Source organism: Metabacillus sp. GQ13 (genome assembly GCF_059758525.1).
Genome location: NZ_JCAXET010000007.1, coordinates 203,422 through 225,864, shown reverse-complemented (window position 1 = coordinate 225,864; position 22,443 = coordinate 203,422). Strand labels below are relative to the sequence as shown.

Genomic DNA, 22,443 nt, shown 5'->3' with positions numbered 1-22,443 from the left:
GCTAACTTCCATATTGAAAGTTAGCTTTTTTTAGATATTACATTTTTTCTGAATTTGATAATGATGCACGAACGAAATCACGGAATAATGGTTGTGGCTTAGTTGGTCTAGACGTGAATTCCGGATGGAATTGTGATGCCACAAACCATGGGTGATCTTTAATTTCGATGATTTCAACAAGTCGTCCATCAGGAGTTGTTCCAGAGAAAGTGAACCCTGCCTCTTCCATTGCTAGACGATATTCATTGTTGAATTCATAACGGTGACGGTGACGTTCATAGACTACTTCTTCCTTGTACGCTTCGTATGCACGTGAATCCAGACTAAGTTTACTTGGAGATAGTCCTAGACGTAATGTTCCACCTAAATCTTCGATGTCCTTTTGTTCAGGAAGTAAATCAATAATTGGGTATGATGTGTTAGGATCTATTTCAGAAGAATTAGCTCCTTTTAATCCCAATACGTTACGTGCAAATTCGATGGTAGCTACTTGCATACCAAGGCAAATACCTAGGAATGGTATTTTATTTTCACGAGCATATTTTGTCGCAAGGATCTTTCCTTCTACTCCACGATCACCAAATCCTCCAGGGACTAAAATGCCGTCGACATCTTCGAGCTCATCCTTCAAGGTTTCTTCTGAAAGCAATTCAGCGTTGATCCATTTGATCTCAATATCTGAATCATATTCATAGCCTGCATGGCGGAGAGCTTCAACTACAGAAATATAAGCATCTTGTAATTCAACATATTTTCCGACAAGACCAATCTTCGTTGTTTTTGAAAGATTTGTTACACGGTCAACTAGCTGTTTCCATTCAGTCATGTCAGCTTCATTGCATGAAAGTTTTAAATGATTACACACAATTGTGTCTAAGTTTTGGTCTTGTAATGCTAATGGGATGGAATAAAGTGTTTCAGCGTCACGGCACTCGATTACTGAGTTCGTGTCGATATCACAGAATAAAGCGATTTTATCCTTCATGTCTTGTGAAACAGGTAATTCTGTTCGAACGACAATTACATTTGGTTGAATTCCAAGGCTGCGAAGTTCTTTTACACTATGTTGTGTAGGCTTTGTTTTCATTTCACCAGCAGCTTTAATGTATGGAATAAGTGTGCAGTGAATGTACATAACATTATTACGGCCAACATCACTTTTTATTTGACGAATTGCTTCTAGGAAAGGCAATGATTCGATATCCCCTACTGTTCCGCCAATTTCAGTAATGACCACATCTGCACCAGTTTCTTTACCCGCACGGAAAACACGTTCTTTGATTTCATTTGTGATGTGTGGAATGACTTGTACGGTTCCACCAAGGTAATCGCCACGACGTTCTTTTTTAAGGACTGTTGAGTAGATTTTACCTGTTGTCACGTTGTTAAACTTTGTTAAGTTAATGTCGATAAAACGCTCATAGTGGCCTAAATCAAGATCTGTTTCAGCGCCGTCACCTGTTACAAACACCTCACCATGCTGATAAGGGCTCATTGTTCCTGGATCCACATTGATATAAGGATCAAATTTTTGAATTGTTACACTCATGCCACGGTTTTTTAGTAATCTACCTAATGAAGCAGCTGTAATCCCTTTACCTAAGGATGATACAACTCCACCTGTTACGAATATATACTTTGTCATGATCTTCCCCCTCAGAAGCTTATAAAGATTGTTCAAAAAAATCTGGATATTAGCCTGTCCAGTCGAAGGTTCAATGACAGCCATCCTTAGGAAAACTAGGAAAACAAATCCCTATTCTCCTCACCTAATAACTTCACGCTACCTCGAACTTCTTGGCTGTTTTTGTCCTCTATTTTTGAAACACTCACTTATATTTGTTTATTTTGCACAAAAAACATCGAAATCATTTGGGTGCTAGCTCTTTTCATAAAAGTAAGTTGCTCTATGCCTTAGAAAAATCGTCTTTTGGAATTTTTCTCGTATGAAATGATTCTATTTTCAAAGAGAATAACAAGATATTTAAACGAAAAGAGCACTTCATTAACTTAAATTCATAATATCTCCTTGGCTCTTTCCATCCAACAGTCTTTTCTTAAAAGATCACTTCCTACGCTACATACATAGAATCACTCTTAATAATCCTTGCGAACCCAACATGCTAATAGATCACAACGAATAAAGCTAAATAATAATAAAAAAAGTAGTATTAACTACGTAAAAATAGAAAGCTCCCTTCCAAACAAGTTGAAAGGGAGCTGTAAATGTATTATATACATAACGTTTGCTTTTTTAAGAGCCCAAAATAGATTCTACCTAGTAAAAAAAAGAAAGTCAAGATGATTAATCTTTATTTTTCTTCCTCTTCTTCATCTAAATCATCATCGTCGTCATCGTCATCATCTAAATCGAAGTCATCATCATCTTCAACAAGATCATCGTCATCATCATCTAAATCAGTATCATCAAGATCATCGAAATCATCATCATCATCTTCTTCGTCTGCTTCATCAAAGCCCTCTAGTTCATCATATACGACTTCTTCAACGTCATCGAAGTCTTCAATATCCGCTTTAGCAGCTTTCTTTTTCGCCTTTTTCTTTTTAGGCTTTGCAGCTGGAACAATTTCTTCTTCAATTTGCTCATAAGGGTACCAAGTACGTAATCCCCACATATTTTCGCCTACACAAATGAAACGGCCATCTATATTTATATCCGTATAAAATTGAGCAATTTTCTCTTCAACTTGTTTTTTTGTTAGGCCAAGATGAGATGCAATTTCTTTAACTAAATCACTGAAAACATACGGCTTTTTACCTTCTAAGAATAGCTCGTAGGCAACTTCTACCATCGCCATTTCTCTAATTTGTTCTTTTGTTAACTGCTTTAAACTCATGTACAGCACTCCCTTTCTTGGTCATACATCTATTTATTAGGCTCTATTCTAAAAGTTTGTTGCTATCAAACCTAGCTGAGTAATCATGCGAAAAGAGCACGAATACAGGCCAAATACGTAAAGTAGTACTTATACGAAAAACAACAATCTTTGCGATAACAGCCATTTATAAAACGTTCATTACTATGTAAAAAGTCGAGCTTGCAAATCATACCATTCATTATAAACAAATTCTAGCAGTTTATGCCACAATAATCACGTATAAAATGTATTAAGCTTATTTTCTGATAGATTGTTCTTTATTATAGGGTGATGACATGACCCAAAAAGGAGGAAGTCAGGTAATGAATGCCTCCCAAAAGTATGCCTTACATATTCCGACGGTACTGTCCTCCCACCTCATATAACGCCTGTGTGATTTGACCAAGACTAGCAACCTTTACTGTCTCCATTAGCTCTGCGAATATGTTGCCATCTTCAATTGCGGTTCTTTTTAATTTCTTCAATGCCAGCTCTACATTTTTTCCATTTCGCTTTTGGAAGTTTTGGAGTTGACTGATCTGTCGTTCTTTTTCTTCCTTGGTTGCACGTGCTAGTTCCATATTATCCATTGTTTCTTCTGATATTGGATTAGGATTTAAGTACGTATTTACACCAATGATCGGCAGTTCGCCTGTATGTTTTTTCATTTCGTAAACCATCGACTCATCTTGGATTTTACCTCGTTGATATTGAGTTTCCATCGCACCTAATACACCACCACGGTCATTGATTCGCTCAAATTCCTGCAGAACTGCTTCTTCTACTAAATCTGTTAATTCATCGATAATAAACGATCCTTGTAGGGGATTCTCATTTTTTGTTAAGCCATGCTCTTTGGTAATAATCATTTGAATTGCCATTGCTCGTCTGACTGATTCCTCTGTAGGTGTTGTGATCGCCTCATCGTAAGCATTTGTATGAAGAGAATTACAATTATCATGTAATGCCATTAAGGCCTGTAATGTTGTTCGAATATCATTAAAGTCAATTTCTTGGGCATGTAACGAGCGACCAGATGTTTGGATATGGTATTTTAGCTTTTGACTTCGTTCATTTGCTTGATATTTATCACGCAAAACAATTGCCCATATCCTTCTAGCGACTCGGCCAATAACCGTATACTCTGGATCAAGCCCATTGCTAAAGAAGAATGAGAGATTTGGCGCAAACGCATTTATATCCATCCCTCTACTTAAATAATATTCCACATAGGTAAAGCCATTTGATAGCGTAAAGGCCAGCTGAGAAATAGGATTGGCTCCCGCTTCGGCAATATGATAGCCCGAAATTGAAACGGAATAGTAGTTTTTTACCTTTTGATCAATGAAATATTGCTGGATATCACCCATTAGCCTTAAAGCAAATTCAGTTGAAAAAATACATGTATTCTGCCCTTGGTCCTCTTTTAGAATATCTGCTTGGACTGTTCCACGGACCATTTGCAAGGTACCTATTTTCACTTCCTGCTGTTCTTTTTCTGTTAATGACCGTTCAAGCTTACCTGCTTTTTTGGCGATTTGCTGATCAATTGCTGTATTCATAAACATCGCTAACAGAATTGGTGCAGGACCATTGATCGTCATCGATACAGAGGTCGATGGTGCACATAAATCAAAACCTTCATATAACTTTTTCATATCGTCTAATGTACATACACTTACACCGCTCTCACCAATTTTCCCGTAAATATCAGGGCGGTGTGCGGGATCTTCACCATATAAAGTGACAGAGTCAAATGCTGTACTAAGACGCTTTGCCTCGTCATCCTTTGATAAATAGTGAAACCGGCGATTCGTCCGTTCTGGTGTTCCTTCTCCAGCAAATTGTCGCTTAGGATCCTCTCCTTCACGTTTAAATGGGAATACTCCGGCTGTATATGGAAAAGCACCTGGGAGATTTTCTTTATACAGCCATAAAAGAAGATCGCCATCATTTTTATAGGTTGGTAAGGAAATTTTCGGGATCGATAATCCGGAAAGTGAGATCGTTTTTAATTTAGTGGTGATCGTTTTATTTCGGATCACGGTCGTAAACTCATCCTGTGTATACTTTTCTTTGATTTCCTGCCATTGTGTGAGGTATGTTCTTGATTGTGGGGTTAGCTGATCTTCAAGTTTTGAATGAACAACCTGTAAGGATTGTGTGATCTCCTCATTATCTGCCTGCTCATTGAGGATCTTTCGTGTTCCATTTATCTGGAAAAGCTTTGTTGCAGTGTTTGCTTGTTCCACTGCATGCTGATGGTAGGTTCGAACTGTTTCACTAATTTCTCTTAAATAATACCGCCTATCAGTTGGGATGATCACGTTTTGTTTTTCAACATCTTTCACGGTCGGTAAGCTTGATGTCCATTTTGTTTTCGTCTTTTGATTGAGCAAATCTATAAGCTTTGCAAATAAAGTATTTGTCCCTAAGTCATTGAATTGACTAGCAATTGTGCCATATACAGGCATTGCTTCTAATGGTGCATCAAATAGCATTCGACTTCTCTGATATTGCTTTTGGACTTGGCGCTTTGCATCAACAGATCCTTTGCGTTCGAATTTATTAATCACGATTAAATCTGCATAGTCGATCATCTCGATTTTTTCTAATTGTGACGGTGCCCCAAATTCACTTGTCATCACATAGATTGAAAGATCACAGATCTCCGTCACCTCGGCATCTCCTTGACCAATCCCACTCGTTTCGACTATAACCAATTCATAACCTGCAGCCTTTACGACGGATATCGCATCGTTTATCGCTAGCGATAGCTCGGTCTTAGATTGTCTTGTCGCCAAGCTTCTCATATATACTCTTGGTGAAAAGATTGCATTCATTCGAATCCGATCTCCTAAAAGGGCACCACCTGTTTTTTGCTTAGTAGGATCAACAGAAAGAACCGCTACTTTTAGATCGGGAACTTCCGTAAGGAACCTGCGGATTAATTCGTCTGTTAATGAGCTTTTTCCTGCTCCACCAGTTCCTGTCATCCCAATAACAGGTATCACCGATTTTTGCATGTGAGGTAGCTCAAAAAAAGATTCAATTTCTTTTGCGGTACTGTTTGTTTGCACCTTTCCCTCTGCATAGGAAATGAGTTTTGCCACTGTTTTTGGCTTAGTTATTTTTCCTAGTTCAAGGATGGTCCCATCATCAATAACAGACGGGTAATCACACTCCTTCAGCATGAAATTAACCATCCCCTGCAATCCGAGTTCTCTCCCGTCCTCAGGTGAAAATATCCTCGCAATCCCATATTCATGTAATTCATTTATTTCACGGGGAATAATCACACCTCCTCCACCACCAAAAAGACGAATTTGTGATGCTCCCTTTTCCGTTAAGAGGTCATACATGTATTTGAAGAACTCAACATGTCCCCCTTGATAAGAGGAGATCGCGATCCCTTGTGCGTCCTCTTGGATAGCAGCTGATACGATTTCCTTTGCCGATCTGTTATGGCCAAGATGAATAACCTCTGCACCACTTGACTGTAAAATTCTTCTGATAATATTAATCGATGCATCGTGACCATCAAACAGGCTGGAAGCTGTAATAAAGCGTACGGAATGTTTCGGCTTGTAGATGGTTGTTGTCATCTCCATGTTTCACTCCCCTTAAAATAGATTCATAGATTCACTTGAACATTTTCTTATTTTGTAAGCATTCGAGAAATGACCAGTCTTTGAATTTCCTGTGTTCCTTCATATATTTGAGTGATTTTTGCATCTCTCATATACCGTTCAACTGGATAATCCTTTGTATAACCATAACCACCAAATACTTGAACAGCTTCAGTTGTTACGTTCATTGCTGTATCTCCAGCAAATAATTTTGACATCGCTGATTCTTTTCCATATGGTAAGCCTTCAGACTCTAACCATGCCGCTTGATAGGTTAATAGCCGCGCCGCCTCGATAGATGTTGCCATATCTGCTAGTTTAAAACTAATACCTTGCTGAGCTGCAATTGGCTTTCCAAATTGTTCGCGTTCTTTTGCATAGGCAACAGCTGCATCTAATGCTCCCTGAGCAATCCCAACAGCCTGTGCTGCAATCCCATTACGTCCGCCATCCAAGGTCATCATAGCTACTTTAAAGCCTTGGCCAACACTACCTAACACATTTTCCTTTGGAACCTTACAGTCCTCAAAAATAATCTCGGTGGTCGGTGAGGATCGAATCCCTAATTTACGTTCCTTTTTACCAATCGAAAAGCCTTCATAGTCTTTTTCAACAATAAAGGCTGTTGTCCCGTTATGCTTACTCGATGGATCTGTTACGGCAAAGACAATATAAATATCAGCTATGCCACCGTTTGTAATGAAAATTTTCGAACCGTTTAAAACATAGTTATCACCTTCAACTCTTGCATTTGTTCTCATCCCTCCTGCATCAGAACCAGATCCAGGCTCAGTTAACCCGTAAGCACCTATTTTTTCACCTAGTGCCATAGGTTTTAAGTACGTTTGCTTTTGCTCTTCTGTTCCGAATTTGTGTAATGGCCAGCCAGCCAGAGATGTATGGGCAGAGATCGTCACACCTGTGGATGCACAAACCCTTGAAAGCTCTTCAACGGCGATACAATAGGATAAATAATCGCCGCCAATTCCACCATATTCTTCTGCCCAAGGGATACCCGTCAGTCCAATACCTGCCATTTTTTTAAAAATATCCATATCAAACCGCTCTTGTTCATCCCGTTCTGCCGCTGTTGGTTCGACTTCTTTCCGCGCAAAATCTCTTACCATTTTCCGGATCATTTCATGTTCGTTTGATAGTTTGAAGTACATAGGGGGTGACCTCCTTTTGGGTGTTTGGGATTGTGTTAGTGGCCAGTGTTGAAAAAGTGGTATGATTATGTCTTAGCTTAACTTATGGCTTTTTTCGATATAGTATTTTGTTGTTTTCTTTTAAAAGAGACTCCATGTGAATGTAAAAATCCAAGTGCCGATTTTTACTAGTTTTGTTCTACATACTAATTTGAAAAAAGCTTTTTACATATAACAATCCTCTGTATCTCACTAGTCCCTTCATAAATTTCGCAGATTTTGGCATCGCGGAAATATCTTTCTACTGGGTAGTCTTTTGTGTAGCCGTAGCCTCCAAAGATTTGGATGGCTTCTGTGGTGACTTCCATTGCTGTTTTTGAGGCGAATAGTTTAGCCATGGCTGCTTGTTTGCCGCAGGGAAGGCTGTTTCCTTTTAGATAGGCAGCTTGATAGACTAATAGTTTAGCAGCTTCTACTTTTGTTGCGATATCAGCTAGCTTAAAAGAAATCCCTTGTTGATTTGCAATTGGTTTTCCAAATTGGTGCCGTTGTTTGGCATATTGAGTAGCTTTTTCACAGGCAGCTTCGGCAATTCCGAGCGACTGAGCAGCAATTCCAATTCTTCCGGCATCAAGGTTTGCCATGGCAATTTTAAAACCCTGCCCTTCCTGCCCGAGGAGATTTTCTTGTGGTATGACTGCATTTTCAAAAATTAGTTGAACAGTTCTTGAGCCATTCAGCCCCATTTTGTGTTCATCCTTGCCAATGATGAGCCCTGGTGTTTCCTTATCAACAATGAATGCCGAAATTCCCAGACCTGTTCGGGCAAATACAATATACGTATCCGCTTCACCGCCATTTGTTATAAACATCTTTGATCCGTTTAGAAGATAATTTCCCGCTTTCTTTACTGCTCTCGACTTCATAGCGGCGGCGTCTGAACCAGAGCTAGCTTCTGTGAGACAAAACGCTCCCAGCTTTTCACCCTTCGCCAATTTCGTAACATACTTTTTCTTTTGCTGCTCATTTCCAAATGAGAGTATTGGAAATGTCCCCACTGATGTATGAACAGATAGGATCACACCTAGTGTTGCACTAACCTTTGATAATTCATGAATTGCAATCACATATGAGATATAGTCCATTCCAGCGCCTTCATATTTCACTGGGATTGGAATGCCCATCAACCCTAGTTCAGCCATTTTTTTGAGGATGGGTCTCGGGAAGATTCCTTTTTCCATTTCAGCTACAAATGGCTCTACCTCCGACTTTGCAAATTCACGAACCATCTTCCGCATCATTCGTTGTTCATCCGTTAAATGTAAATTCATTAGATGCACCCCTTTAAATGAGCTAAGAACCCTTGTTAATCATGGTCTAAGATGACAAAGAGGATACTCACAAAGTCGGCAGGTTTCAAGTTCACCCCAGATTAAATCCTCTTTTTACTAGTCATTTTTCGAAACGATTTCGTCAGTTCGTCTTTGAAAACTAGAATCAATAGTTGTAAAATCCCTTACCAGTTTTTCTTCCTAACCAACCAGCTTTAACGTATTTACGAAGTAGTGGACAAGGCCGGTATTTATCATCACCAAAGCCCGTGTGGAGTGTTTCCATGATGGATAAACAAGTGTCTAGACCAATAAAGTCAGCTAAAGTAAGTGGTCCCATCGGGTGATTCATTCCTAACTTCATTACCTCGTCTATTGCCTCAGGTGAAGCTACACCCTCGTATACGGTAAAAATGGCTTCATTAATCATTGGCATTAAAATTCGATTAGAAACAAAACCAGGGAAATCATTGACTTCCACTGGTACTTTGTTTAGTTTCTTCGTGACATCGTGAATCGTTTGGTAAACATCGTCATTGGTCGCTAGTCCACGAATAATTTCAACTAATTTCATAACTGGAACTGGATTCATAAAGTGCATGCCAATTACTTTTTCTGGCCGTTTTGTTGCTGCGGCAATTTCTGTGATGGGTAATGATGATGTATTCGTCGCTAAAATGGTATTGGAAGTTACTAGCTGATCTAGCTTTTGAAACAATGCTGTTTTCACTTCAATTTTTTCGACTACCGCCTCGATGACAAGGTCTACAGAACAAGCATCTGCAAGATCGACTGAAGGCTTGATCCTTATGATTGCATCTAGCTTTTCTTTAAGGCTGAAGCGCCCCTTTTCCACTTGTTTTTGAAACTGTTGTTCAATCGTATTCAAGCCTCTCTCAACAAGTTCTGATTGAATGTCGTGAAGAATGACATCAAAACCAGCTACCGCACACACTTGGGCAATACCGGAGCCCATTTGCCCTGCTCCAATGACCATGATCCTTTCAATGTTCATTCCATCCCCCCGTTCTTATACTTCCACCATGATCGCGTCTCCTTGACCTCCACCGCTACAAATAGCGGCAATTCCAATTCCACCACCTCTTCGTTTGAGCTCATGTATTAGTGTAATGATAATTCTAGCCCCACTCGCGCCAATTGGATGACCAATTGCAACCGCTCCGCCATTTACATTCACTTTTTCCGGATCAAGGTTTGCAAGCTGATTCGTAGCTATTGCTACTGCTGCGAATGCCTCGTTAATTTCAAATAAATCAATCTCATCTACATGTCTATTAGTCTTCTTAAGTAATTCGTTTATGACTAGACCAGGTGTTTTAGGAAAGTCCTTCGCTTCCACTGCAATCGCCGTATGACAAATGATTGTTGCTAACGGGGTTCTACCCTCTTTTTCGGCTCTTTCAGCACTCATTAAGACGAGCGCAGCTGCACCATCATTGATACCTGGGGCATTACCAGCTGTAATTGTGCCATCATGATCAAACACAGGAGCAAGCTTAGACAGCCTTTCAATCGACGTGTCTTTACGTGGCGCTTCATCTTTTTCAACCAATAGTGGTTCACCTTTGCGCATTGGAACAGTCACCGGCACAATCTCTTCACTGATTTTTCCAGACTCTTGTGCTTGAGTGGCCAGCTGATGGCTTCTTAACGCCCATTCGTCCTGTTGCTTACGTGTTAGCTGTAGCTCTGAAGCTGTGCTGTTCCCATATGTGCCCATATGCACACCCGTAAAACTACAGGTTAGCCCATCATGGATCATCAAATCCTTCACAGGACTATCACCCATTTTCAAGCCCCATCTCGCCTTTGGGATACTATATGGTGCATTGCTCATTGACTCCATTCCGCCAGCAACGACCACCTCTTCATCCCCTGCACGGATGATTTGATCTGCTAGGGTGACACTTCTGAGTCCTGATGCACATACTTTATTAATCGTCTCTGTTTTTACATCCCAAGGAAGATCTGCAAGCCTCGCCGCTTGTCGTGACGGAATTTGACCTTGCCCAGCTTGAAGGACATTTCCAAAAATGAGCTCATTTACTTGGTCTCCCGTCACATTTGCTCTATTTAACGCCTCCTTAATGGCTATACCGCCTAGTTCAGCAGCTGTTAAAGTCGACAAGCTCCCGCCAAGTTTGCCCACCGGTGTTCGAACTCCACTTAAAATGACTGTTTTCCCCATCTAACTCTCCCCTTTATCCTATGCTCGATCTGGAATGTCCTAGGATTCCCTCATTTCTCACTAAGAAAAGCGCAAGCGCCTCGAACAGCCCCGACAAGCATTAGAGACTGAATAAACGAAGGTGTCCTGTCCTTAAATTCAATTAGTGGCTTATCTTATGCCATAGGAAAATAAGGTTTACTTTTTTCCCTAGGAAAAAGTGGTTTACCTTTTTCACTAGAGGGGCTAGGCGTCCGACTTTTTCAAAGTCGGACTGTTGGAGCTAGACACAAAATTAAGTACAAAACTTATCCTTTCTTATCTCACTTAAAAAGGAATAAGGGGATCGAAAACACTTCCCCTACGAAACAACTTGTTTTTGCTGGCCAAATACTGACTGTTCAAGAAGCTCAGCAACATCATAGGTTCCTACCTGCTCCTCTACTTCTTTTGCCTTTGTTCCATCACTTAGCATTGTTAAGCAGTAAGGACAGCCTGAACTAATCACAGTTGGATTTACTTTTAATGCCTGTTCCGTCCGTGCAACATTTATTCGACTCCCTGTGTCTTCCTCCATCCACATTAATCCCCCGCCTGCACCACAGCACATACCATTTTCGCGATTGCGTTCCATTTCAACAAGTTTGACACCAGGTATTGCTTTTAAGATCGTTCGTGGTGCGTCATACACTTCATTGTATCTACCTAAATAGCAGGAATCGTGGAAGGTGATTGTTTCATTTACTGGTATCTCTGGTTTTAAACGTCCTTCTGCCAATAGCTCTGCAAGCAATTCGGTATGGTGATAGACCTTTGCTTCTAGTCCAAAATCAGGGTATTCATTTTTAAATATATTGAAAGCATGTGGATCAATCGTGACGATTTTATTTACTCCATTTTTAACAAACTCATCAATATTTTTTGTTGCAAGCTCTTGGAATAAAAACTCATTTCCTAAGCGACGAGGTGTGTCACCAGAATTCTTTTCCTTATTACCTAAGATTGCAAATTTAACGCCAGCTTTATTTAGTAGTTTTGCAAATGAAAGGGCTATAGCTTGACTACGATTATCAAAAGATCCCATTGAACCAACCCAAAATAAATAATCAAATTCTTCTCCTGCCTTACTCAACTCTTTTACTGTAGGAACGACAACATCTTCGCGAGCCTCGCGCCATGTTTCACGCTCTTTACGATTCAGTCCCCAAGGATTGCTTTGTCGTTCAATATTTGTCATAACTCGCTGTGCATCTGAATCAAGTTTTCCTTCTGTTAATACAAGATAACGACGCATATCGATGATCTTATCGACATGCTCATTCATCACAGGGCATTGATCTTCACAATTACGGCAAGTCGTACAAGCCCATATTTCTTCTTCTGTGATGACCTCCCCAATTAATGAAGGATGATAGTCAATAGCCGTTGCTGCAGACTCCTGTGCCCCAGCACTTGCTGCCATTGTTGCTAGTTGATTCCCTTTTGTATGATTAAAGGCTACTGCTGGTACCCATGGCTGCTTTTGTGTCACAGCTGCACCTGTCAATGTTAAGTGATCACGCAGTTTTACAATGAGATCCATTGGCGATAGCATTTTCCCTGTCCCTGTCGCTGGACACATATTGGTACAACGACCACATTCAACACACGCATATAAATCGATTAATTGCGGTTGCGTAAACTCTTCGATCTTCCCGACACCAAATGTTTCTTGGGATTCGTCTTCAAAATCTATTTTTTCGAGCTTACCAGGGTTTGTTAGTCGATTAAAATAAACATTTGCTGGACCAGCAAGTAAGTGAGCATGTTTCGATTGTGGAACATACACTAAAAATGTTAGTAAAAATAATAAATGGACCCACCAAGCAACATAGAAAAGAACTATTGAACCTGTTTCTCCAACAAACATTAGCGTTGCTGCCAGTGAGGAGGCAATTGGCTCAGTCCAGGTTAACTCATGTCCATGCCAGATTATTGCCATTCCGTTACCAAGCAGGACGGAAACCATTAGACCACCTATAAAGATCAGGACAAGCCCCGCTTTAAACCCTCTTTTTAGACGGACTAGTTTTTCGACATATCTACGATGAAATGCCCATACCACAGCAATTAAAATCATCAATGTAACAATTTCTTGAAAAAAGGTGAATGCTGGATAAAGTGGGCCAAGAGGCAAATGAGCACCTGGTACTAAGCCTTTTATAATAAAATCAATGGCTCCTAATTGAACGAGAATAAAACCATAAAAAAACATCACATGGATTGCCCCACTCTTTTTATCCTTTAAAAGCTTCTTTTGTCCAAATACATTGACCCAAATTTTTTGTAGTCTTTCCTTCACTCGACTGTCAAACTCGATCTTTTTTCCTAATTTAATATAGCTTAGTCTCGTACGGATTAAATAAACAAACAAATAAATTGCGTAAGCGGTTACAATTAGAAATGCTATCGCATTCAACCACAACAGTGTAGCCATCCTGTTTCCCCCTATCCCAACTAGTAACTTGGTTTTTACAGTACAAGTTTAACAAGCCTTAGAACCAGCTTCTTTTCACTATCGTTCATATTCTATACTCCCATCTTAATAAATGAATGAGCATTCAGTCAATATTTTTTTGACTAACTATACCTAGATATTCAACTATATTCTCTGTTTGACCAATTATTCTCTGAACAGGGACAGGTACATAAAAACCTTGTCTTTGTAAAAACTACAAAAAAGAGGCTACTGGAGGAATTACGATTGAATGTATTGATCATTATTTGTCTTATCGTAGTAGCAATCATTTGTTGGTGTTTTATTGACTATAAATTAGGAAGAAAAGAACATCTTTCACGATCAAAGTACACCAAATTCCCCCTTAGAAAAAGTGCAATAGAGCTTTTTACTGACGGAGAGAATCTTTATAAAGATTTATTCGACAGTATTAGAAACAGTAAAAGTAGTATTCATATCCTTTTTTATATCGTCAAAAATGACAAAATAAGTGAAGAATTCCTCACCTTATTAAGTGATAAAGCAGGACAAGGTGTAGAAGTACGTTTATTTCTCGATTATATCGGGAGCTTTCAGCTAAAAAAGAAAAAGATCCAACAACTAAAAAATAGCGGTGTGATGGTTTCTCAATCACATAAACCACGTTTCCCCTATTTCTTTTATACATTACAAGCGAGAAACCATCGAAAAATCACAGTTATTGATGGAAAGATAAGCTATCTAGGTGGTTTCAATATTGGAAAGGAATATCTTGGACTAGACCCTAAATTTGGCTTTTGGAGAGATTATCACTTGAAGGTTGAAGGTGAAGGTGCTTTCGACCTGCAGCAACAGTTTTTAAAGGATTGGTATGATTCAACAGGCGTGAATGATCTCGATTTCTCAAAGTATCAACCATCGCTAAAAAAGGGCTCCATCGAGCAGATGTTCATTTCAACCTATGGCGAACATTTGCAGGATCATTTTACAGCATTTATTAGAAACGCAAAACAGGAAATTATTATTTGCTCACCCTATTTTATTCCTGGTAGAGAGATCTTAAATGAATTATTAAACGCTTTATCAAATGGCGTGCAGGTGAAAATAATGGTGCCACTGAAGCCTGATCATCCACTAGTAATGGAAGCCTCCTTTCCTTACTTTAGAAAATTGCTACTAGCTGGTTGTGAAATTTATCGTTTTCATTATGGATTTTACCACTCAAAGGTGATTGTGATTGACGATAACTTATGTGATATTGGTACAGCAAATTTCGATAAACGAAGTATGTATTTGAATGATGAAATGAATTGTTTAATTTATGATCGTGAATTTATTCGAAATGTAAAAGAACATATTTATAAAGACTTCCGGCATTCAGAATTGTTAACGTATGAAGTTTATAAAAACCGCCCCTTTGGCCAGCGCGGTAAAGAGATTTTGGCAACCATTGTTTCGCATTTTTTATAATTCCTTTGCAACAGGAGGAAATGAATGATTATTCGACTCGGCTATGTTTCTCATGCGCTTTCTCTTTGGGATTGTTCACCAGCTAAAACATTAACGTTTACTCGCTGGAAGAAGCTTGATGAACAAGCGCGTAAAGATCAGCTATTATATGTTACAGAACAAAACCTTAAACATACATTACGAATGATTCATTATAATATCTCTCAAGAAATTTTTTTATATCGGTTTTCATCTTCCATCGTACCTTTAGCAACACACCCTGATGTGCTTTGGGATTATCGGACACCGTTTCAGGAGGTACTAACTGAAATAGGTTCGCTCGTAAAAAAACATAAACTGCGGACTAGTTTCCATCCTAATCAGTTCACGTTATTTACTAGTGACAAGCCACTTATCACGATCAATGCAGTTGGTGACATGACCTATCACTATCAGTTATTAGAGGCGATGGGACTTGCCGATGAAGCGATTATTAACATACATGTAGGTGGTGCCTATGGAAACAAACAAACCGCGATAACTAGATTTCATTCGAATTTAAAAAAGCTTCCCTCTACCATCAAAAAACGAATGACACTAGAGAATGACGACAAAACCTATACAGCAACTGAGACATTAGCCATTTGTCAAAAGGAACACATCCCACTAATGTTTGATTATCATCATTTCATTGCAAACAAAGACGAAGATGAGTGTATTGAAGACCTGTTACCTGACATTTTTAAAACATGGGCATCGATTGGGTTGAAACCAAAGATTCATGTGTCTTCTCCTAAATCGGCTAGTGAATTTAGAAGTCATTCGGACTATGTAGATGCTGAATTTTTATTACCACTAGTAAAGGTTTTAAAGGAAATAGACATGGATATCGATTTTATGATTGAGGCTAAACAAAAGGATAAAGCGGCCCTCAAGCTTTGTGAGGATCTTGCTAAAATCCGTGGTGTAAAACGGATTGGTGGGGCAACGATTGAATGGTGATGAGGTTGACCATAAGGGATTTGTACCCTTACGTTTAACCTCAACCTCGGCCACTATTTGTGCGATAGAAATTAATTATCTATTAGAAAAGTCAATTTCTAGACAGGATCGATCCCTTTCCAAATTAGATGAAATAATTCTCCTGCCTATTTATTTCCTTTACAATGATCTCTACCCCTCCTTTAATTTTAGATTTATCTATTTTGGATACGTCTAATTTAAGGATCTTTTCTTGGTGAAAACCTGGTAAATAATTTCGATTTATTGGATCAATTCGAACTTTTTCCCTCGATAGCCTTTCCATAAGGGCGGGAACATTTATTGATTTAGGTAATGGTATATGTGCCTTCATACACAAGGTTTTAGGGCGAATAATCAATGGGGAATTATCGCTACTCTCAAATGACTTATACATGATATTTGCACGTTCTAGATACGAAAGACTCACCTTCTGTTTATGACGTTCAAACATGCCACTATTTATGTAAATTTCTAAGGCTGCTTGTGATATCATCGAACTATCAATATCAGAAATTCTCTTATATTGCTGGAAACGTTCAATTAATGCTTTAGGTACCACCACAGCTCCCACTCGCAACCCTGGAAACATTATTTTAGAAAAACTTTTTAAATAAATAACTCGATCATTCATATCATAGGAGAATATTGGATCTATCTTACTATCTCGTTCAAAGTCTGCTAAATAATCATCCTCAACAATATAGACATCATATTTTATTGCTAGTTTGATAATCGCTTCCTTTTCAATTCTGGAATAAGAAGTTCCTAAAGGGTTCTGAAACCTTGGCATCGTATAGAAAAATTTGATTTCATTACTACTAAAAATCAATTCCAATTCATCTAGGTCAATGCCTCCTGCTGTTCTTTTTATTCCAATGACAGGTATCTTATGTACGAGTAAATGTTCAATAAATAAGTGATATCCTGGTTGTTCGATGACAATTTTCGATTTATTATTCGGAAATGTAAGGCTATTTAATAAAGACAGGGCTTGCTGAATACCAGAGGTTATAAAAATATTTTCCTCCTGTGTGAATACTTGATAGGTTTCAAGTAGTGTCTTTATGGTTTTTATTAACGAAGGCAATCCTTTATGCGTTCCATAAACAAACAAGTTTTGTTGATAAGTATCAATGGCCTTATTCATACAATGCTGAAAGTCGAGATAAGGAAATTGATCCCACGCCGGCGAAGAAGTTGCAAAATCAAACTCATCTTTATTATCTTCTGAAAAATTAGTTCTTTTCTTAATAACATAATACCCACTCTTTGGAATCGAATAGATCATATGTCTTTTTTCTAATTCCTGCAGTGCTTTGATGACTGTGCTTTTGCTACATTGGTAGGTTTCGGAGAGTTTTCTAATCGATGGGAGTTTTGTTCCTTCTATGTAAAACCCTGTATCAATCTTTGATTCTAATTTATTTAGCAAAGACATATATCTAAACATTTACTTCCTCTTTTCCAACTGTACCGATACAGATTGGTTTTATTGATATTGTATTGCTTCCCTTATCTTATTACTATACTAAGTAACCGGCCGGTTAAAAGATAGGAGGAATTATTATCCATAATGAAACGAAAAGGGCATACATTGCTGCTATATCCTATACCTTGATTATTGGCCTTTCATTTATGTTTGTGAAATTAGCACTATCGGTAGCAAGTCCGTTGGATACTTTAGCACATCGATTTACCATTGCCTTACTACTAGCAACTATTATCATGCTTTCCAAAAGAATTCCTGTAAAAATTACATTTAAAGATGCCATTAAAATTTTTTCATTGGCACTATTTTACCCTACATTCTTCTTTATGTTTCAAGTGTTTGGTCTAGTCTATACCTCTTCTTCTGAAGCAGGCATAATCCAAGCAACAATTCCGATCTTCACGTTGATTTTAGCAGCATTTATTCTCAAAGAATATGCTAGTAAATGGCAAACGTTTTTTATTATTCTCTCTGTGACTGGCGTCATTTTTATCTTTGTGATGAACGATTTGAATATGGAGAATTATAGTGTTATGGGAACAGTGCTCATTCTATTGTCTGCTTTAGCTTCTGCTCTCTACAATGTCTTAGCTAGAAAACTAACAAAACACTATTCTCTTTTTACGTTAACTTTTGTGATGACTTTCTTTGGCTTTGTTGTATTTAATGGCCTGTCGATTACTGACCATATGATTAATAAAACACTAAATAGCTTTTTCTCACCTTTTGCAAACTTAGAGTTTTTTATCTCTGTTGTTTATTTAGGTGCTCTGTCATCTCTATGTACTTCTTTTTTATCTAATTATGCTTTATCAAAACTAGAGGCTTCAAAAATGAGTGTATTTAGTAATTTAGCAACCTTACTTACTATCATGGCGGGTGTATTGTTCTTAAATGAGACGATTCACTTTTATCATATCATTGGATCAATTGTTATTATAGTCGGGGTTGTTGGTACTAATTATATTGGGAAAATAAGAGGGCATTCGGGTAAATCGAACAAACGTGTAGAGCGTTGACAACCATAATATGCTCATAAATATATGGGGTTCCCAAGGAAAGCTTATGACCTAAAAAAGAGGGAGAAGTTTTTCAAAATCGGGCTTTTTAGAACTGTGCAATGTAGCGCGCTTTTTATCCCGTAAACAACGAAGGGACTCAGGTTGATCTCACCTGAGTCCTCTTCCCCTACATTTTTTCAGGTGCTGAGACACCAATTAATGTTAAAGCATTCTGTAAAGTCGTTTGTGTAGCTTTCATTAAACCAAGTCTTGCCCGACTTTTCTCGGTATTTTCTGGGTCTAATACTTTTTCTGCATTGTAGAAACTGTGCAAAGTTGTTGCTAATTCGTAAATATAATTAGAAATTCGATGTGGAATTCGCTTTTGAGCAGCTTCTGTTACTGCTTGAGGGAATTCACCAAGTTTCTTCAACAGATCAATTTCCTTTTCTGAAGTGATCTCGTCTAGTTTTATATTGCCTTCATATGATAATCCTTGTTCGTCTCCTTGACGAAGCATGCTGCAAATACGCGCATGTGCATATTGTGCATAGTAGACTGGATTTTCATTTGACTTAGAAACAGCTAAATCAAGGTCAAAATCCATATGCGTGTCAGCACTTCTCATCGCGAAGAAATAACGAACAGCATCAAGACCAACCTCTTCAATTAAATCCCTCATCGTTACAGCTTTACCTGTCCGCTTACTCATTTTCATCTTTTCACCATTTTTATAGAGGTGAACAAGCTGGATGATTTCAACTTCAAGTGTTCCTTTACTGTAACCAAGCGCCTCAATAGCCGCCTTCATACGAGGAATATAACCGTGATGATCTGCTCCCCATACGTTAATTAATTTTGTAAAGCCGCGATCGAGCTTGTCCTTGTGGTACGCAATATCCGGTGTTAAATACGTATAAGAGCCATCCTTTTTGATCAATACGCGGTCTTTGTCATCACCAAAGGTTGTCGAGCGAAACCATGTTGCTCCCTCTTCTTCATAAATATGGCCCTTTTCCTTTAATGTCGCTAGTGCCTCATCTATTTTCCCATTATGGTAAAGAGACGTTTCTGAATACCAGACATCAAATGGAACACGGAACTCATCAAGGTCATCTTTCAATTTGCCCATTTCGTACTTTAGCCCATATTCTCTAAAGAAGCTTAACCGTTCATCACTATCCTGTTGAACAAATTTATTTCCGAATTCCTCGGCAAGTTTTTTACCAATTCCTATAATATCTGCACCATGATAGCCATCCTCCGGCATATCCGCGTTTTCACCTAACGCTTGTAGGTAACGTGCTTCAATTGAGCGAGCGAGATTGTTAATCTGATTCCCTGCATCATTGATATAGTATTCCCGTGACACATCGTAGCCTGCTTTTGCCAAGACATTGCTCAATGAATCACCGACTGCAGCACCACGAGCATGCCCTAGATGCAGATCACCTGTTGGGTTAGCTGAAACAAATTCGATCTGAACCTTTTCATTATTGCCGATGTTCGTTTCACCATAACTAGCACCTGCTTTTAAAATAGACGGGATTAAATCCGTTAAATAGCTATTATTCATATAAAAATTAATAAACCCAGGTCCAGCAATTTCAATTTTATCAATTGATGCTTTCGCTGAATCAAAATTCGCAATGATATCATCTGCGATCATGCGCGGAGCTTTTTTGGCAACGCGAGCAAGTTGCATCGCCATATTTGTTGAATAATCTCCATGTGCTTTTTCTTTTGGTAGTTCTAATAGAACATCTGGAACTTGTGCTGCTTCTGCAAGTCCTGCTTTAATAACAGCTGCTTTGATTTCATCCTTTAGCTGCTCCTTCATTTGTTCAACGATATTCATTTTGGTTCCTCCTTAAAATTGATCAATAATTTATGTACATGCTTTTCCTGCTCATCTATTTGCAAACCATATAAAACAGCAAGCGTTCCTTCTCGGTCCGTTGTTTTATATGATAGGGATTCGGTCATTGTTTCTAACTGAAGTTTTCCAAAGGGTGTGTTATAGTCTGTCATCGTTTGGATTCCTTCAATGAAGCGTTGTTTCATCGAAACTGCACCTGAACGCATGACAACAACCTCTTTTTGAGATATTTTAACAGTTGTTTTCACAAACCCAAGCTCATGCTCCTCTTCATATCGCAAATAACTCGTTTTTCCCTTTAAAAGATACTCTCCAGTTGTACGATTTTCTATCGTCTCTTCATCCTGATCGTGTTGATTCCGAATGGTTGATAAAACATGTATTTGAACAGGCGTGCTTTCTGACATGTAGACACTCCCTTTTCAATAAGCTCCTTAACTTTATTAGTATAAAGAACCATTTAAAACTAAGCAAGAGGTGCCTGTTTGAATATTATTTTAGCTATGTAAGTAAATCTACTTAATTTTATAAAAGAGCTGACGATATAAGTAATAATAGCACCAAAGAAAATGAGGGATAAGACATGGCCATGTTCACTAAGAAGCTTAAAATAGAGACATTATCAGAACTAGCAAGCAAGCAGAACGTATCAATGGATACTGGTGGAAATAAGGATTTAGAATTCCAACTTTCGCTCATCAATCTAACTCTTGAAGATCTTGCGGTAGCAAAGGCACTTCAACCGTTAATACAGGAACGTTTCGGGGCATTTTATGACCCTATTTACAACCATTCATTTGAAGGAATAAGTAAAATTTTTGATATGAGTTCCATAGGAGTAAAACAACAAGCCTCAGAGCAGTATCTCATTGACTTATTTTCGGGTGTGATTGACAAAGATTACACGAAAAAAAGACAAAATTTAGGTAGATTCTATGTTAAGGTCGGCGTAGAAATTAAATGGTATCTAAGTACGAATCAAATTTTAATGAATCATATCATCGATATTGTCAAAGAAAAGTATACAAGTGATATCGAAAGTTATGAACTTGCCATGAAAGTTATTACAAAGATCTTTAATTTAGAGATGCAATTGGTCCTTTCCGCTCTTCAAGATCTCCAAAATCAAATCATTGTGGAAAAAACGGCTGAAGCGAAACATGAAATAAAGGAAACGATTGGTGTCATTACAGAGGATTTGGCAGCGATGTCAGAGGAAACGGGTGCCACAGTTGAGGATGTTATTCACCGATCAGAATTGATGAAGGAAAATCTAAATGAAGGATTACAGTCTTCTATTTTAACAACTGAAAGCTCTCTTACTGGAAGAAAGCAATTAGATATCGTTATTGAACAAACGATCTCTTTAAAGGACAGTGTGAATCACATCAAGAACAGCATAGGTTCACTTGAGACCACGTCTAAAGAAATTGGTGACATTGTAGCTGTGATCACTTCGATTGCAGACCAAACCAATTTATTAGCATTAAATGCAGCGATTGAAGCAGCAAGAGCAGGCGAACATGGCAAAGGCTTCTCAGTCGTAGCAGATGAAGTAAGAAAACTTGCTGAACAAACAAAGGTCTCATCAAATAGCATTACCGAATTGGTTGGTTCAACGATTAACCAAATTGAAAATGTTGTTCAACAAATTAATGATGTTGATTCTAAAGCGATTTCAGCCAATCACAATGTAAACGAAACGGTATCAAGCTTTGAAAAAATTCTCTCTGCAAGCAACTCTAGTACGGAACAGAATGAACGCAATAACAAGGACATTCAAGCCTTTTCTGGACTTATAGCAGATATTGGCGAATCAGCTTCAAAAGTAGCGGAGTTAGCGGATGAGTTAAACCAAACGATGCAAAACTTCTAATATTTCACTATAAAAAAAGCGAGCAGCGACTGAATACTTCTAGTCACTGCTCGCTTTTTTCTATCTGTTGATTCC

General features: G+C 38.4%; 15 protein-coding genes. 4 read left to right on the top strand and 11 right to left on the bottom strand.

What is annotated here, in order from left to right; translation table 11 throughout:
* Positions 1-37: 37 nt before the first annotated feature.
* The 8 genes from pyrG to AC6CHR_RS10880 form a co-directional block, all read right to left on the bottom strand.
* Positions 38-1,645, bottom strand: a complete 1,608-nt coding sequence (pyrG, locus tag AC6CHR_RS10915; protein WP_498248743.1) for a CTP synthase — start codon at positions 1,643-1,645, stop codon at positions 38-40.
* A 667-nt stretch (positions 1,646-2,312) separates the two neighbouring features.
* Entirely contained in the window at positions 2,313-2,858 is a 546-nt protein-coding gene (gene rpoE, locus AC6CHR_RS10910; RefSeq protein ID WP_498248742.1) for a DNA-directed RNA polymerase subunit delta, read from the bottom strand.
* A gap of 368 nt (positions 2,859-3,226) precedes the next feature.
* Entirely contained in the window at positions 3,227-6,484 is a 3,258-nt protein-coding gene (gene icmF, locus AC6CHR_RS10905) for a fused isobutyryl-CoA mutase/GTPase IcmF (protein ID WP_498248821.1), read from the bottom strand.
* 53 nt (positions 6,485-6,537) lie between these two features.
* Positions 6,538-7,677: an acyl-CoA dehydrogenase gene (locus tag AC6CHR_RS10900; protein WP_498248741.1), complete on the bottom strand. Its 1,140-nt coding sequence runs from the start codon at positions 7,675-7,677 to the stop codon at positions 6,538-6,540.
* A gap of 185 nt (positions 7,678-7,862) precedes the next feature.
* Positions 7,863-8,987: an acyl-CoA dehydrogenase gene (locus AC6CHR_RS10895; RefSeq protein ID WP_498248740.1), complete on the bottom strand. Its 1,125-nt coding sequence runs from the start codon at positions 8,985-8,987 to the stop codon at positions 7,863-7,865.
* Positions 8,988-9,153: 166 nt separating this feature from the next.
* Positions 9,154-10,002 (bottom strand): 3-hydroxybutyryl-CoA dehydrogenase, encoded by an 849-nt coding sequence (locus AC6CHR_RS10890; protein WP_498248738.1) that lies wholly within the window; start codon positions 10,000-10,002, stop codon positions 9,154-9,156.
* Positions 10,003-10,017: 15 nt separating this feature from the next.
* Positions 10,018-11,196: an acetyl-CoA C-acetyltransferase gene (locus AC6CHR_RS10885; RefSeq protein ID WP_498248737.1), complete on the bottom strand. Its 1,179-nt coding sequence runs from the start codon at positions 11,194-11,196 to the stop codon at positions 10,018-10,020.
* Positions 11,197-11,536: 340 nt separating this feature from the next.
* A complete protein-coding gene (locus AC6CHR_RS10880) occupies positions 11,537-13,651 on the bottom strand; it encodes a (Fe-S)-binding protein (RefSeq protein WP_498248736.1) in 2,115 nt (704 codons plus the stop codon).
* Positions 13,652-13,927: 276 nt separating this feature from the next.
* Here AC6CHR_RS10880 and cls point away from each other — a divergent pair, with 276 nt between their 5' ends.
* Both cls and uvsE read left to right on the top strand, forming a co-directional pair.
* Complete coding sequence (gene cls, locus AC6CHR_RS10875; protein WP_498248819.1) at positions 13,928-15,121, top strand: cardiolipin synthase; 1,194 nt, start codon at positions 13,928-13,930, stop codon at positions 15,119-15,121.
* Between the two features lie 24 nt (positions 15,122-15,145).
* The gene (gene uvsE, locus AC6CHR_RS10870) at positions 15,146-16,102 is read left to right on the top strand and encodes a UV DNA damage repair endonuclease UvsE (RefSeq protein WP_498248734.1); all 957 of its coding nucleotides are present in this window, start codon (positions 15,146-15,148) and stop codon (positions 16,100-16,102) included.
* A gap of 124 nt (positions 16,103-16,226) precedes the next feature.
* Here uvsE and AC6CHR_RS10865 read toward each other — a convergent pair whose 3' ends face one another.
* Positions 16,227-17,573, bottom strand: a complete 1,347-nt coding sequence (locus AC6CHR_RS10865) for an aminotransferase-like domain-containing protein (RefSeq protein WP_498248733.1) — start codon at positions 17,571-17,573, stop codon at positions 16,227-16,229.
* Between the two features lie 116 nt (positions 17,574-17,689).
* Here AC6CHR_RS10865 and AC6CHR_RS10860 point away from each other — a divergent pair, with 116 nt between their 5' ends.
* Positions 17,690-18,631, top strand: coding sequence for a DMT family transporter (locus AC6CHR_RS10860; protein WP_498248818.1), 942 nt, complete (start codon positions 17,690-17,692; stop codon positions 18,629-18,631).
* 169 nt (positions 18,632-18,800) lie between these two features.
* Here AC6CHR_RS10860 and argS read toward each other — a convergent pair whose 3' ends face one another.
* Together argS and AC6CHR_RS10850 are read right to left on the bottom strand one after the other, a co-directional pair.
* Positions 18,801-20,471, bottom strand: coding sequence for an arginine--tRNA ligase (argS, locus tag AC6CHR_RS10855; protein ID WP_498248732.1), 1,671 nt, complete (start codon positions 20,469-20,471; stop codon positions 18,801-18,803).
* On the bottom strand, positions 20,468-20,899 hold the full coding sequence (locus AC6CHR_RS10850; protein WP_498248731.1) for a YwiB family protein: 432 nt from the start codon (positions 20,897-20,899) through the stop codon (positions 20,468-20,470). Before AC6CHR_RS10850 ends, argS begins: the two co-directional genes overlap by 4 nt.
* 176 nt (positions 20,900-21,075) lie before the next feature.
* On the opposite strand from AC6CHR_RS10850, the gene AC6CHR_RS10845 reads away from it, so the two are divergent.
* Positions 21,076-22,368: a methyl-accepting chemotaxis protein gene (locus AC6CHR_RS10845; RefSeq protein ID WP_498248730.1), complete on the top strand. Its 1,293-nt coding sequence runs from the start codon at positions 21,076-21,078 to the stop codon at positions 22,366-22,368.
* Positions 22,369-22,443 lie beyond the last annotated feature (75 nt).